The following is a 14202-nucleotide window of genomic DNA, read 5'->3' as shown; positions in this document are numbered from 1 at the left end:
ATTTGTTTCGTAAGAAATACGAGTTTAGAAGAAGTAGAAGTTAATGAAATTTCAAATTCCGCTGCCGAATAAATTATCAGCTCTTCAAGGGCGAGGTATACCTCCTATTGGTGTACCTGTTTTAGTTCTATCCACTCTGGCAATGGTAATTTTACCCATTCCGGCTTTCTTACTCGATTTAATGTTTACCTTTAACATCGCCTTAGCCATGGTGGTGTTACTTGTGACTATCTATACTCGTCGCCCGTTGGATTTTGCAGCGTTCCCAACCATTCTTCTGGTTTCAACATTACTACGTCTTGCTTTGAACGTTGCATCAACTCGTGTGGTACTTTTGCATGGTCATGAAGGTCCAGGGGCAGCGGGTCACGTTATCGACGCCTTTGGTAACGTGGTTATTGGCGGTAACTACGCAGTTGGTTTAATTGTATTTATCATCTTAATGATCATCAACTTCATGGTTGTAACCAAAGGTGCGGGCCGTATTTCTGAAGTAAGCGCACGTTTTACCTTGGACGCATTACCGGGTAAACAAATGGCTATCGATGCCGACTTAAATGCTGGTTTGATTGACCAAGAACAAGCACGTACTCGTCGTTTTGAAGTGACAAAAGAAGCGGACTTTTACGGTTCAATGGACGGTGCTTCTAAATTCGTAAAAGGGGATGCCATCGCAGGTATCCTTATTCTATTCATCAACATCATTGGTGGTCTTGCCATCGGTATGGCGCAATTTAATCTTGGGTTTGGTGAAGCGGTTCAAATCTATACATTGCTTACTATTGGTGACGGCTTAGTTGCTCAAATTCCATCACTTCTTTTATCGATTGGTGCAGCTATCATGGTTACTCGCCAAAACACCGATGAAGATATGGGTGAACAACTGGTTTTCCAATTGGTTGATAATCCAAAAGCATTAATGGTAACGGCAGGCATCATGTTTGTTATGGGTATTGTTCCTGGCATGCCTCACTTTCCATTCATCTTATTGGCATTATTAGCAGGTGGTTGGTCTTATTATTTAACCAAGAAAAAAGATCAAGAAACAGAAGAAAAGAAAGCGGCGCCACCAATGGAGTTGTCTTCTTCTCAACCTAAAGAATTATCATGGGATGACGTTCAACCTGTTGATGTTATCGGCTTAGAAGTAGGTTATCGCTTGATCCCTATGGTAGATAAAGAGCAAGGTGGTGAATTACTTGATCGTGTGAAAGGGGTTCGTAAGAAGCTATCTCAAGATTTTGGTTTCTTAGTCCCAGCTGTTCATATTCGAGATAATTTAGAATTACCACCAAACGTATACCGAATTACTTTAATGGGTGTTGCTGGCGGTGAAGCAGAAATTCGCCCAGATAAAGAGTTAGCGATTAACCCAGGTCAGGTTTATGGCTCTATTGAGGGTGAACCAACCTTCGATCCTGCGTTTGGTTTAGAAGCGGTTTGGATTAATGAAGAGCAAAGAGAGCATGCGCAAGCATTAGGCTATACTGTAGTAGATGCTGCAACAGTACTTGCAACGCATTTAAGTCAGCTATTAACGAATAATGCTGCTCAACTGTTAGGTCACGAAGAAGTTCAGAATTTACTTGAGCTGCTGGCACAAAGTTCGCCTAAGTTGGTTGAGGGACTGGTTCCTGATCAATTACCTCTGGGTGCGGTTGTAAAAGTGCTTCAGAATTTATTGAATGAAGCAATTCCAATTCGTGATATTCGAACCATTGTCCAAACTTTGTCTGAATATGCGCCAAAAAGTCAAGAACCTGACATTTTGACGGCGGCTGTTCGAATTTCGTTAAAACGATTAATTGTTCAGGAAATCAATGGGATAGAGGCTGAAATGCCAGTTATCACTCTGATTCCTGAATTGGAACAAATCTTGCATCAAACTATGCAGGCATCTGGTGGTGAGACCACTGGTATTGAGCCAGGGTTAGCAGAACGTCTGCAAGCATCATTAACTCAAGCGACTCAAGAGCAAGAGTTAAAAGGCGAAGCTGCAGTGCTGTTAACATCAGGGGTATTACGTTCGACATTAGCTAAGTTTGTGAAGAATACGATTCCAAACTTACGAGTTCTCTCTTACCAAGAGATCCCTGATGAGAAACAAATTAGAATTGTTCAAGCTGTTGGTAACTAACCGCGTCAACTTATTTAACGCAGGAATACGATATTGAAAATTAAACGATTTTTTGCAAAAGACATGCGTTCTGCTCTGGTTCAAGTAAAAGAAGAGCTAGGTGTTGACGCTGTCATTATGTCAAATAAAAAAGTAACCGGTGGTATTGAAATTGTTGCGGCTATTGATCCTGGTGCACAATCTCAATCATTCCCAGCAGTATCACAGCGTCAAGTTGAAGAAGACAAGGTGAGTGTTGGCAAAGGTTCAATGACGCGTCGTTTTGCAAATATGATCAAGCAATATGGTTCGCATGGCAGTACACCAACACAAGAGCCAGAAAAAGCTGAGCGTGAAGAGGACAGTTTAGCGGCGTTATTACAACGTCAGTCTAAATTTCAGACTCAGTCGCCAGCAAACTCGTATTCAAATTCAGCGTCTACTCCAAGATTAGATACGTCAGAAATGACTCGTGCGATTCAAAATAATCCAAAATTAGCGCACCTTATTTCTGATGAACCTGTTCGACACTCAACGGAGCGCGCACAACCGAAATTGGATCCATCTCGTTATGAAAAAGGTCGTCGTTCTCATAACGAATCGAACGAAGAATTAGAAAACATGCGTTCTGAAATGTCATCTATTCGTCGTTTATTAGAGCATCAAGTATCGGGCCTTATGTGGCAAGAAGTAGAGCGTCGCGAACCTCTACGAGCAATGCTGATTAAACGTTTAGAAAAAATGGGATTATCAGAAGAGCTTGCTGATCAACTTGCTTGTTATATTCCTGAAGATGTACCAGCAAAAGATGCATGGCCAGCGTTATTGAAACTACTTGCTGAGCAAATTCCAACTTCAAAAGTGGATACGTTATCACGTGGTGGCATCATTGCATTATTAGGCCCAACAGGTGTGGGCAAAACAACCACTATTGCTAAATTAGCTGCTCGTGCAGCAATGGAATATGGTCCTGACCAAGTAGCATTAGTTACCACAGATACCTTCCGTATTGGTGCTCAAGAACAATTGGCTATTTATGGCCGTATTATGGGCTGTCCGGTACGAATTGCTAAAGATGCTGATGAATTAGCATCGGTTCTGTATCAATTACGTAATCGCCGTTTAGTACTTGTGGATACAGCAGGTATGGGGCAACGTGATGTGCGTTTAACAGAACAGCTAGATACGATTATGGAAAACAGTGGATCACAAATTAATAGTTATCTTGTGATGCCAGCAACGGCACAACGCCGAGTACTGCAAGAAACCATTGATCACTTCAAACGCATTCCATTATCTGGTTGTATTTTAAGTAAAATCGATGAATCTCTAAGTTTAGGTGAATTAATTAGTGTAACTATAGAGAATGGCCTTCCAATCTCTTATATTGCAAATGGGCAACGTGTTCCTGAGGACATTGTTTTAGCTCAACCAAAATACTTAGTTGCAAAGGCAAATGAATTACTAGAAAAAGCGACGGAAAAGGACCCTCATTTCTGGAATAGTGATATGCCAGAGGCGGACAATTTATGATTGATAATAATATATACGATCAGGCTAGTGGATTACGACGCTTAACCAAACCAACATTGACCAAAGTGGTTGCTGTAACGGGTGGTAAAGGTGGCGTAGGTAAAACAAACGTAACATTAAATTTAGCATTATCACTTGCACAGCAAGGGAAAAAAGTGATGGTGCTAGATGGCGATTTAGGCTTAGCAAATATTGATATTATGCTGGGTGTTCGAGCACATAAAAACCTAGGGCATGTTTTAGATGGTGAATGCGAATTAGCAGACATTATTGTTGAAGGCCCATATGGTGTGAGACTAATTCCTGCAACGTCAGGAACCAAATCGATGGCAGAACTGACACCAGCACAACATGCAGGATTAATTCGAGCATTCAGTAGTTTAGAAGAAGAAGTCGATATACTTCTGATCGACACTGCTGCTGGCATCTCTGATATGGTGACCAGTTTTTCTCGTGCGGCTCAAGATGTTTTAGTTGTGGTGTGTGATGAACCAACGTCAATCACCGATGCATATGCATTAATAAAACTTTTAAGTCGTGAGCATAATGTTCAACGATTCAAAATTGTTGCCAACATGGTAAGAAGCTACCGTGAAGGTCGTGAATTATTTGCGAAACTAACGCTAGTAACGGATCGCTTTTTATCTGCAAATATGGAATTAGTGGCTTGTATTCCATTAGATGAAAAAGTGCGTCTGTCAGTTAGAAAACAAAAAGTCGTTGTGGATGCATATCCACGCTCTCCAGCAGCGTTAGCAATGAAATCTCTAGCAAACAAAGTGGTAACTTGGCCTGTACCTAAAGCGCCAAGCGGTCATTTAGAGTTTTTCGTAGAAAAGCTATTACGCAATGAAAAAACAAGTGAAATTGAGGACGATTATGTCTGATGGCTTAACTTATGATCATAAAGGCAATGTAAACAGTCAGAAGGCGTTTTTAGAACGTTATTCTGATCTGGTTAAACGTATTGCTCATCATTTAATGGCGAGATTGCCAGCAAGTGTATTAGTAGATGATCTGATTCAAGCTGGCATGATTGGTTTATTAGAAGCCCAGCAAAATTATGATGGTAGTAAAGGCGCAAGTTTTGAAACCTATGCTGGGATTCGAATTAGAGGCTCTATGTTGGATGAAATTCGACGTGGAGATTGGGTTCCTCGCTCAGTACATAAAAACAGTCGGATGATTAATTCGGCAATTAGAGAACTTGAAGCTAAACTTTCTCGCGATCCGACCGATAAAGAGATAGCAGACTATCTAGAATTACCGTTAGATCAATATTATCAGATACTTAATGATGTAAATTGCGGTAAACTAGTTGGTATGGAAGATTTAGGCGTTTCTGATGATGTGATCGCAACTGAAGAACAAGCTGATGATAATATTCCGTTTCAAGGTGTTGCCGATGAACACTTTCGAGTAGCTCTTGTGGAAGCTATTAAAACGCTTCCTGAAAGAGAAGCTTTGGTTTTGTCCCTTTATTACGATGAAGAACTTAACCTAAAAGAGATTGGTGCTGTAATTGGTGTAAGCGAATCTCGCGTAAGCCAAATACATAGCCAATCGATGCAACGACTACGGGCCAAGCTATCATCTTGGACAGTAGAATAATTAAATCCCGTTACTTTGCCCTCACTGGAGGCGATTTTGAATAAAAACATGAAGATCCTTATTGTTGATGACTTTTCAACAATGCGCCGTATTGTAAAAAACTTATTACGTGACTTAGGTTTTAATAACACTCAAGAAGCGGATGATGGTTTAACAGCACTGCCACTGCTTAAAAAAGGTGGTTTCGATTTTGTAGTAACAGATTGGAACATGCCAGGGATGCAAGGGATCGACTTGCTAAAGACAATTCGTGCCGATGACGAACTAAAACACTTACCAGTATTAATGATCACAGCTGAAGCAAAGCGTGAACAAATCATTGAAGCTGCTCAAGCTGGTGTAAATGGCTACATTGTTAAGCCTTTCACTGCTGCAACATTAAAAGAAAAATTAGACAAGATTTTTGAACGTTTATAAGTCGATGTTGCGTTGGAAGGATTAGTAAAAGATGATTTCATTAACTGATGCCAAGGAACTTGTCGCTCTATTAGAAGATGGCAAGCAAGAAGAAGCAAATCAATTAGTTGCTTCGTTAGCAATGCCAAGTGAACAACCAATGTTGAAAGAAATAGGTTCTTTAACTCGTGATCTTCATGAGTCTTTGAAGAATTTTAAACTTGATCATCGAGTTGTTGCCATTGCTAATGATGAGATTCCAGATGCGCGTGATCGTTTGCAATATGTGATTGATAAAACGGAAATGGCAGCCAATAAAACCATGGATGCAGTTGATCGTTCATTACCTATTGCAGACGAATTGCACGAAGGCTTGCTTCAAGTTCGCCCACAGTGGAACAGTTTAATGAAAGGTCGAATTGAGCTTGCTCAGTTCAAAACCTTATGCCACAACATTGATGGGTTATTAACCCAAGTTGAGGGTAATAGTTCAGAGCTTCGTAATGAACTAACCACTATCTTAATGGCACAAGACTTCCAAGACCTTACTGGTCAAATTATTAAACGAGTAATTACGTTAGTTCAAGAAGTTGAAGACCGATTGGTTGATATCTTGACGTTGTTTAAAGTGGAAGAGCGGTTAGATGCAGCGGAACAATCGAAGAAACCTGCTGTTGCTGAAGGACCAATTATCAACCCGCATGAACGCGAAGACGCTGTAGCATCTCAAGATGATGTTGATGACCTATTAGCCAGTCTAGGATTTTAGAGGAATACTATGAGCTTTGAAATGGATGAAGACATCCTGCAAGATTTCTTAATTGAAGCAGGAGAAATTCTCGAGCTACTTTCTGAACAATTAGTTGAATTAGAGCAACGCCCTGATGATGCTGATTTATTAAATGCTATTTTCCGTGGTTTTCATACCGTTAAAGGCGGTGCAGGCTTTTTATCATTAACTGAATTAGTTGATGCTTGTCATGGTGCGGAAAACGTATTTGATATTCTTAGAACAGGTAAACGTAAAGTTACTTCTGAGCTAATGGATACCATCTTACAAGCACTTGATACCGTGAATGTTATGTTCAGTTCAGTGCAAAATGGTGAAGCTTTAGAGCCGGCAGAGCAAAGCTTGCTTGATGAACTGCATCGTTTAAGCAAACCTGCATCAGAAGATGAAATTGCATCAGCAGCAAACGAAGCTGTTGTTGAAGATATCGTTATTGAAGAGCCAGTAATTGAAGTAACTCCTTCTGTAGAAGAGGTTTCTGTTTCGGCTAATAATCATGATTCTGTTGATGATATTACAGAAGATGAATTTGAGCGATTATTAGATGAATTACACGGTAAAGGCGCATCTCCAAGTAGTGCTGCTTCAGTAACACCAGCTCCTGCTGCGCCTATTGCATCGTCAACAAGTGCTGATGATGGCGATATTACTGATGATGAGTTTGAGCGTTTGCTTGATGAACTTCATGGTTCAGGTAAAAGCCCAAGTAATGCAACGACAGCTCCAGCAGCTAAACCTGCAGAAGATATTTTGTCAAATTCTGGTGATTCAGATTTAATGACAGATGATGAGTTTGAGAAATTACTTGATCAACTGCATGGTTCAGGCAAAGGTCCTACTGAAGAAGAGCTTGATCAAGCTGTTCAGCCTGTTGCTGCTATGAATCAGACGACAAGTGCACCAGCACCAGTAGTTGAAGCACCAACAAGAACAACTGCGCCGACGCCGACAAGAACACAAGCACCGAAAGAAGATGTGAAAGCGGTTGCAAAGGCACCAGCAAAAGCGCCAGCAAAATCACAATCAGAAAGTACGGTACGTGTTGATACATCAACGCTAGATAACATCATGAATATGGTGGGAGAACTTGTACTTGTTCGCAACCGTTTAGTGAGTTTAGGTTTGAACAGCAATGACGAAGAAATGTCAAAAGCAGTATCAAACCTAGATGTGGTTACTGCCGATCTTCAAGGTGCAGTAATGAAAACTCGTATGCAACCAATTAAGAAAGTATTTGGTCGTTTCCCACGAGTTGTACGTGACTTGGCTCGTACACTGAAAAAAGACATCGTGCTAGAAATGCGCGGTGAAGAAACTGATTTAGATAAAAACTTGGTTGAAGCGCTTGCCGATCCATTGATTCACTTAGTTCGTAACTCTGTGGATCATGGTATTGAAATGCCTGATGACCGTTTAAAAGCGGGTAAAGATCGCACAGGTAAAGTGATTTTATCAGCATCTCAAGAAGGGGATCACATCTTACTGAGCATCATTGATGATGGCGGTGGTATGGATGCAGATAAACTTCGTGGTATTGCGGTAAACCGAGGTTTGATGGACAGCGATGCTGCATCACGCTTAACAAATAAAGAATGTTATAACCTTATTTTTGCACCAGGTTTCTCAACTAAGACTGAAATTTCAGATATTTCAGGTCGTGGTGTAGGTATGGACGTGGTTAAAACAGCGATCAACCAATTAAATGGTTCAATTGATATTGATTCAAACATGGGTGAAGGTACTAAGATCGTAATCAAAGTGCCACTGACTCTTGCAATCTTACCAACGTTAATGGTTGGTGTTGCGAATCAACCATTTGCACTTCCATTAGCAAGTGTAAATGAGATTTTCCATCTTGATCTGTCTAAGACAAACATCGTTGATGGTCAATTAACAACAATTGTTCGTGAAAAGTCGATCCCACTGTTCTTCTTACAAGATTGGTTGGTTCCTGGTAGTCGTCAAACAGAACGTACAGGGTTAGGTCATGTTGTAATTATTCAACTTGGCGCTCAACGTGTTGGTTTTGTTGTTGATACCTTAATAGGTCAAGAAGAAGTGGTTATTAAACCGCTAGATGAACTATTGCAAGGCACTCCAGGTATGGCAGGTGCAACGATTACTTCTGATGGTCATATTGCATTGATCCTTGACGTTCCTAACTTGTTAAAGCGTTACGCCGTTCGCATGCGTTAATGCACAAGGATTGACATGGCTATAAAAGTATTAGTGGTAGATGATTCTAGTTTTTTCCGCCGCCGAGTAAGTGAAATTATCAATTCAGACCCACGTCTTGAAGTTATCGACGTGGCTGTAAATGGTAAAGAAGCGGTAGAAAAAGCGAAATCATTAAAGCCAGATGTAATAACAATGGATATTGAGATGCCAGTCATGGACGGCATCTCAGCAGTCCGAGAGATCATGAAGGCGTGTCCAACACCAACCTTAATGTTCTCTTCGCTAACTCACGATGGCGCAAAAGCAACACTTGATGCTTTGGATGCGGGTGCTCTTGATTTCTTACCTAAGAAATTTGAAGACATAGCACGTAATCGTGATGAAGCGGTTTCTTTACTACAGAAACGAATTGCTGAAATTGCGCGTAAAAAATCATTTATGCGCAGACCAGTACTGAGTTCGCAATCAACAAGTACTGTTGAATCTCGTACAGCAACAACACGAACTGCGACTTCTGCATTAACAGCATCTCCTGTAAAAGCAGCACCAGCAGCTCCAATTGCACAACGCTTTAAAGCGACGGGTAAAAAGTATCAATTAACGGCTATTGGGACTTCAACGGGTGGTCCAGTTGCACTGCAAAAGATATTAACGGCGATTCCGGCGAATTACCCACATCCAATTATTTTGGTTCAACATATGCCTGCCACTTTTACGGCGGCGTTTGCTGCTCGTTTAAATAACTTGTGCAAAATTCAAGTTAAAGAAGCAGAAGATGGCGATGTGTTAAAACCAGGTTGTGCATATTTGGCTCCAGGTGGTTTGCAAATGATGGTTGATGGCCGTCCGGGCGCTTCACGCTTGAAGATTTTAGATGGTGGTGAACGCATGAATTATAAACCATGTGTTGATGTTACCTTCGGATCTGCTGCGAAAGTATACGGTGATAAAGTTCTGTCGATGATCTTAACTGGTATGGGCGCAGATGGTCGAGAAGGCTGTCGAATGCTTAAAGCTGGTGGCGCAACTATTTGGTCTCAAGATGAGCAAAGCTGTGTGGTATATGGTATGCCTCAAGCTGTCGATAAAGCCGGTTTATCTTCAGAAAGTTTACCGCTTGATCGTATTGCTGAAAGAATGCTTGTTGAAGTTGGATTGAAGTAGGAAATAACATGATTGTCTGGAGCATAGCTAATCAGAAAGGTGGTGTGGGTAAAACCACAACCACAATCACATTAGCAGGGTTGTTAAATCAACGTGGTAAACGTGTACTAATGGTAGATACAGATCCTCATGGGTCTCTAACTACTTACTTAGGCTATGATTCAGACGATTTACCATGCAGCTTATTTGAGTTGTTTCAATTACCTACAATCAATAAAACCACGGTAGCTCCTTTTGTATTAAAAAGTGATATCCCTGGGCTTGATATTATTCCTGCTCATATGTCACTTGCGACACTTGATCGTGTTATGGGAAACCGTAATGGGATGGGGTTAGTATTGAAGCGTGCACTGAAAGCACTAGAAGCTGATTACGATTATGTATTGATTGATTGTCCACCGATTCTTGGTGTGATGATGGTTAATGCATTAGCGGCAAGTACTCGAGTGCTTATTCCTGTTCAAACTGAATTCCTAGCGATGAAAGGTTTAGAACGAATGATGAGAACATTAACGATAATGCAAAGAAATAAACCTTCTTTGTTTGATGTGACCATTATTCCTACTATGTACGATAAGCGTACTAATGCTTCGTTACAAACCTTGATGGATTTAAAAAATAGCTATCAAGATCAGGTGTGGGCATCTGCAGTACCTATTGATACTAAATTTAGAGATGCCAGCTTAAAAAGAATGCCACCGTCATTTGTATCTCCAAATAGTCGTGGCGTTTTTGCGTATAAAACATTACTGAACTACTTGGAGAGATTAGCTTAATGGCTGATTTTAAAACATTTACCAGTGAAGAAGCTCTTGATGATTATTTCTCGTCACTGTTAGATGAAGATGTCATTGAGCAAGACGTTAATCTTGAAGAAGTTCGTGAAGAGTTAGTTGAGCCTGAACCAGTCGCTGATATTGAAATTGAGGACGAACCAGAATCCGAGTCAGTTTCTGATTGGCAGTCTGATTCAGTAACATTAGATACTCCCGAGCCTCAGTATCAATTGCAAGCATCTCCGCAAGTGGATGAATATGATGATTATCCTTTTGAGATGCCTCAATTAGAAGATGTGCAGCGTTTATTAAGCCAGTTAGAAAATTCTCAATTAAACGTTCAAGATGAAATTGATGCCTTAGTTTCTGGTGAAATTGAAAAAACTGAATCGGATGTTAATGAGCCTCAACCTATTACAGAAGAAGAGCCTGAAGAGCTTGATCTTTCTGCATGGGATTTATCGGATAAAATTGAGGTAGCTCCTGTTGTTGAAGAAACTGAATCTGAAGAGATTGAAGTTACTGTCGATATAGATAACAGCGAAGAGTTAGAAACCCAAGCAGGCAAAGCACCACCGCCAAGTGGACTTGATTGGAAAAATGCAGAGCATCAAGAAGAATTCCAAGTACTTTTCTTTGAAGTTATGGGAGTGATGTTTGCTGTACCATTAGCTGAATTAGGTGGTATTCACCAAATTACAGAGTTTAGTCACTTAATTGGTCGTCCTGATTGGTACCTTGGCTTACAAACTAGCCGAGAATTAAAAATTGATGCGCTTGATACTGCCAAGTGGGTGATGCCACAAAGTATCAAAGATGAAAGTTACAAAGAAGATTACCAATACCTTGTTATGCTTGGTGAAAGCAAATGGGGATTAGCGTGTAACGCGCTAGCCGGGACGGAAACATTAACAAGTGATCGTATTCGATGGCGTGAGACCGCAGGAAAACGACCTTGGTTATCTGGAATGGTAAAAGAAAAGATGTGTGCCTTAATTCATGTTGAGGCGATGATTGCTATGCTTAATGCCGGTCTCGACATTAAGGGAATAGAGTAAAATAACTCTAATAGGACGAGGAAATAAAATGTCTCAGGTTAATGAAGTAGAGATCCGCAAAGATCAAGTGAACGATGAAGTTCTGCAGTGGGTAACATTTCAATTAGAAGAAGAAACTTACGGTATCAACGTAATGCAAGTGCGTGAAGTACTTCGCCATACTGAAATTGCACCAGTTCCAGGTGCTCCAGATTACGTGTTAGGTATCATTAACCTACGTGGTAATGTAGTAACAGTTATTGATACTCGTTCACGTTTTGGTTTAATGCAGGGTGAAATTACAGATAACACACGTATTATTGTTATCGAATCTGAGCGTCAAGTTATCGGTATCCTTGTTGATAGCGTAGCGGAAGTTGTATACTTACGTTCATCTGAAATTGATACGACGCCAAGTGTTGGCACGGAAGAAAGCGCTAAGTTCATCCAAGGCGTTAGCAACCGTGACGGCAACCTACTTATCTTGGTAGACCTTAACAAACTTTTGTCTGACGACGAATGGGATGACATGGCAAACCTATAATGGTTGATAATTTAACTCAGCTCCCTGAGCTACTAGCAATAACAACAATGATCCTTGTACTTGTGATTTTTTTGGTCTTAAACCGTAAGAATAAACAGTTAATGCAACAATTAACTGAATCACAAGAGCAATATAAGCAGCTACAAGATGAACAACAAAAACTGCAAAAGCAATTTGTAGAGTTTCGTGCTGGCTCCATTAATATGGGGCAAAAAGTAGCTGATATAACTCAATTAAATCAACATTTTGATGATCGTTTAAATGAGTTAGAAAATACAGACGCCGATAGTCGTTTGTATTCAAGAGCGAATAAGCTGGTTCAACTTGGCGCTGGGATCAATGAGTTGATGGAAGAGTGTGAACTTCCAAAAGCAGAAGCAGAGTTAATGATGTCTTTACAGGCGAAAATTGCAGCTGGTAAAGGGTCAATGCCACCATTGAGAATGGAAGATGAAGAGTAGTCTTCTGCTTCTATTGATAAGTTAATATTTAAGAGCTCCTTATTTGAGGGGCTTTTTTTTATCCATAAATTGAGGATAATAATTTCATACCTATAAAGTGGTATTTGTAAAATCGTAAACTAACTCTATGATAGCCATACAAATTACAAGGTATTACAAAACTATCACTAAAAGACATATTTATTTACTTATCTATCCAATTAGATTTGTTTAATATCTAAGTTTCCCATTTTTTGCTGTGCTAGAATGCCTTCAATATTTTCCAATAAATAGAAGTCTATGTTAGAAATCCGCAACGTAACCTGTATCCGTGATGAACGTGTTTTGTTTGAGCGTTTAAACTTTACTATCTCTGATGGTGAGCTAATTCAGATAGAAGGACAAAATGGTGCGGGTAAAACAACCTTACTCCGAATTATCGCAGGGCTAGGCTATGCCGATGAAGGTGATATTTTTTGGAAAAATGAATCGATAAAACAGAATCGTGAAGAGTTTCATTCTGACTTATTGTTTCTTGGGCACCATACTGGTGTTAAACGAGAGCTAACTGCGTTTGAGAATTTAGCCTTTTATCAATCAATGCATGATAACTATGACGAAGCTGCGATATGGGATGCATTGGCGCGTGTTGGGCTAGCGGGTAGAGAAGACGTGGCCGCTGGACAATTATCTGCGGGACAACAGAGACGAGTTGCCTTAGCGCGCCTTTGGTTAAGTAACCAAAAATTATGGATATTGGATGAGCCTTTAACTGCGATTGATAAGCAAGGTGTAAAGGTGCTCGAAAAGTTATTTATGGATCATGCAAAACAAGGTGGAATTGTGTTATTAACGACTCACCAAGATTTATTCATTGATAGTAATGAACTTAAAAAAATTAGGTTAGGTGAGTAAATGTTAACATCCATGACAACCGTTATTCGACGTGAGCTATTGATTGCCTTTCGTCGTAAAGCCGATATTTTGAATCCATTATGGTTCTTCATTATCGTTATTACGCTATTTCCTTTAAGTATTGGTCCTGAGCCAAATTTGTTAGCACGTATTGCAGCAGGTATTGTTTGGGTTGCTGCATTATTATCAGCATTACTTTCATTAGAGCGTCTATTCCGAGATGATTTCTCTGATGGCTCATTAGAACAAATGATGTTAATGCCAACACCTCTTTCAGTATTGGTGTTAGCCAAAGTGGTTGCTCACTGGCTATTAACTGGACTACCTTTAATTATTATTAGCCCATTACTCGCTATTTTACTCTCTTTGGATTTTAATACTTGGCTAGCGATTGTACTAACATTATTGTTGGGAACGCCGACATTGAGTTTTCTTGGTGGTGTTGGGGTAGCATTAACCGTAGGTTTGCAGAAGGGAGGGGTGCTATTAAGTTTGTTGATCCTTCCTCTATATATTCCCGTTTTAATTTTTGCAACATCAGCGATAGATGCTGCAAGTTTAGGTATGGCTTATAATGGCCAATTAGCGATTTTAGGAGCCTTATTAATGGGCTCTGCAACATTGACTCCGTTTGCCATTAGTTCGGCATTACGAGTCAGTGTGCAATAACATAATTATAATTTTTATATTTGAAAGTAAGTG

General features: G+C 40.1%; 14 protein-coding genes. All 14 read left to right on the top strand.

Features of this window, described 5'->3' with window-relative positions:
* Nucleotides 1-43: 43 nt before the first annotated feature.
* The 14 genes from flhA to ccmB all read left to right on the top strand — a co-directional run bounded on the left by flhA (nt 44) and on the right by ccmB (nt 14169).
* Nucleotides 44-2137 carry a flagellar biosynthesis protein FlhA gene (flhA, locus tag HC728_RS05340; RefSeq protein ID WP_012533024.1) on the top strand — a complete coding sequence of 698 codons (2094 nt, stop codon included), beginning with the start codon at nt 44-46 and terminating at the stop codon, nt 2135-2137.
* Nucleotides 2138-2170: 33 nt separating this feature from the next.
* A complete protein-coding gene (flhF, locus tag HC728_RS05335; RefSeq protein WP_017020042.1) occupies nt 2171-3649 on the top strand; it encodes a flagellar biosynthesis protein FlhF in 1479 nt (492 codons plus the stop codon).
* Nucleotides 3646-4536, top strand: a complete 891-nt coding sequence (locus tag HC728_RS05330) for a MinD/ParA family protein (protein ID WP_005420320.1) — start codon at nt 3646-3648, stop codon at nt 4534-4536. Before flhF ends, HC728_RS05330 begins: the two co-directional genes overlap by 4 nt.
* On the top strand, nt 4529-5260 hold the full coding sequence (locus HC728_RS05325; protein ID WP_012533524.1) for an RNA polymerase sigma factor FliA: 732 nt from the start codon (nt 4529-4531) through the stop codon (nt 5258-5260). The genes HC728_RS05330 and HC728_RS05325 overlap by 8 nt, the downstream gene beginning before the upstream one ends.
* A gap of 36 nt (nt 5261-5296) precedes the next feature.
* Nucleotides 5297-5677 (top strand): chemotaxis response regulator CheY, encoded by a 381-nt coding sequence (gene cheY, locus HC728_RS05320; RefSeq protein WP_005420316.1) that lies wholly within the window; start codon nt 5297-5299, stop codon nt 5675-5677.
* A 31-nt stretch (nt 5678-5708) separates the two neighbouring features.
* Nucleotides 5709-6425, top strand: a complete 717-nt coding sequence (locus HC728_RS05315) for a protein phosphatase CheZ (RefSeq protein ID WP_012534195.1) — start codon at nt 5709-5711, stop codon at nt 6423-6425.
* A 9-nt stretch (nt 6426-6434) separates the two neighbouring features.
* Nucleotides 6435-8642 (top strand): chemotaxis protein CheA, encoded by a 2208-nt coding sequence (locus HC728_RS05310; RefSeq protein WP_065597884.1) that lies wholly within the window; start codon nt 6435-6437, stop codon nt 8640-8642.
* 15 nt (nt 8643-8657) lie between these two features.
* Nucleotides 8658-9788, top strand: coding sequence for a chemotaxis response regulator protein-glutamate methylesterase (locus tag HC728_RS05305; RefSeq protein WP_005420308.1), 1131 nt, complete (start codon nt 8658-8660; stop codon nt 9786-9788).
* Nucleotides 9789-9796: 8 nt separating this feature from the next.
* A complete protein-coding gene (locus tag HC728_RS05300; RefSeq protein WP_005420307.1) occupies nt 9797-10564 on the top strand; it encodes a ParA family protein in 768 nt (255 codons plus the stop codon).
* On the top strand, nt 10564-11622 hold the full coding sequence (locus HC728_RS05295) for a chemotaxis protein CheW (RefSeq protein WP_017020045.1): 1059 nt from the start codon (nt 10564-10566) through the stop codon (nt 11620-11622). Before HC728_RS05300 ends, HC728_RS05295 begins: the two co-directional genes overlap by 1 nt.
* 28 nt (nt 11623-11650) lie before the next feature.
* Entirely contained in the window at nt 11651-12145 is a 495-nt protein-coding gene (locus tag HC728_RS05290) for a chemotaxis protein CheW (protein ID WP_005420305.1), read from the top strand.
* Nucleotides 12145-12606 carry a DUF2802 domain-containing protein gene (locus tag HC728_RS05285; protein ID WP_005420303.1) on the top strand — a complete coding sequence of 154 codons (462 nt, stop codon included), beginning with the start codon at nt 12145-12147 and terminating at the stop codon, nt 12604-12606. Before HC728_RS05290 ends, HC728_RS05285 begins: the two co-directional genes overlap by 1 nt.
* A 279-nt stretch (nt 12607-12885) precedes the next feature.
* A complete protein-coding gene (gene ccmA, locus HC728_RS05280) occupies nt 12886-13500 on the top strand; it encodes a cytochrome c biogenesis heme-transporting ATPase CcmA (protein ID WP_017020046.1) in 615 nt (204 codons plus the stop codon).
* Nucleotides 13501-14169 (top strand): heme exporter protein CcmB, encoded by a 669-nt coding sequence (gene ccmB, locus HC728_RS05275; protein ID WP_011262348.1) that lies wholly within the window; start codon nt 13501-13503, stop codon nt 14167-14169.
* Nucleotides 14170-14202 lie beyond the last annotated feature (33 nt).

The sequence above is a fragment of the Aliivibrio sp. S10_S31 genome (assembly GCF_014694495.1).
GTDB lineage: Bacteria > Pseudomonadota > Gammaproteobacteria > Enterobacterales > Vibrionaceae > Aliivibrio > Aliivibrio fischeri.
Note: the sequence above shows the minus strand (reverse complement) of the source record. Positions and strands in the feature narration are given on the sequence as shown.

What these genes read in the sequence shown, in the direction of transcription:
- flhA (WP_012533024.1), top strand. Translation starts at nt 44, where the DNA reads ATGAAATTTCAAATTCCGCTGCCGAATAAATTATCAGCTCTTCAAGGG.
- HC728_RS05330 (WP_005420320.1), top strand. Translation starts at nt 3,646, where the DNA reads ATGATTGATAATAATATATACGATCAGGCTAGTGGATTACGACGCTTA.
- HC728_RS05325 (WP_012533524.1), top strand. Translation starts at nt 4,529, where the DNA reads ATGTCTGATGGCTTAACTTATGATCATAAAGGCAATGTAAACAGTCAG.
- HC728_RS05315 (WP_012534195.1), top strand. Translation starts at nt 5,709, where the DNA reads ATGATTTCATTAACTGATGCCAAGGAACTTGTCGCTCTATTAGAAGAT.
- HC728_RS05310 (WP_065597884.1), top strand. Translation starts at nt 6,435, where the DNA reads ATGAGCTTTGAAATGGATGAAGACATCCTGCAAGATTTCTTAATTGAA.
- HC728_RS05305 (WP_005420308.1), top strand. Translation starts at nt 8,658, where the DNA reads ATGGCTATAAAAGTATTAGTGGTAGATGATTCTAGTTTTTTCCGCCGC.
- HC728_RS05300 (WP_005420307.1), top strand. Translation starts at nt 9,797, where the DNA reads ATGATTGTCTGGAGCATAGCTAATCAGAAAGGTGGTGTGGGTAAAACC.
- HC728_RS05295 (WP_017020045.1), top strand. Translation starts at nt 10,564, where the DNA reads ATGGCTGATTTTAAAACATTTACCAGTGAAGAAGCTCTTGATGATTAT.
- HC728_RS05290 (WP_005420305.1), top strand. Translation starts at nt 11,651, where the DNA reads ATGTCTCAGGTTAATGAAGTAGAGATCCGCAAAGATCAAGTGAACGAT.
- HC728_RS05285 (WP_005420303.1), top strand. Translation starts at nt 12,145, where the DNA reads ATGGTTGATAATTTAACTCAGCTCCCTGAGCTACTAGCAATAACAACA.
- ccmA (WP_017020046.1), top strand. Translation starts at nt 12,886, where the DNA reads ATGTTAGAAATCCGCAACGTAACCTGTATCCGTGATGAACGTGTTTTG.
- ccmB (WP_011262348.1), top strand. Translation starts at nt 13,501, where the DNA reads ATGTTAACATCCATGACAACCGTTATTCGACGTGAGCTATTGATTGCC.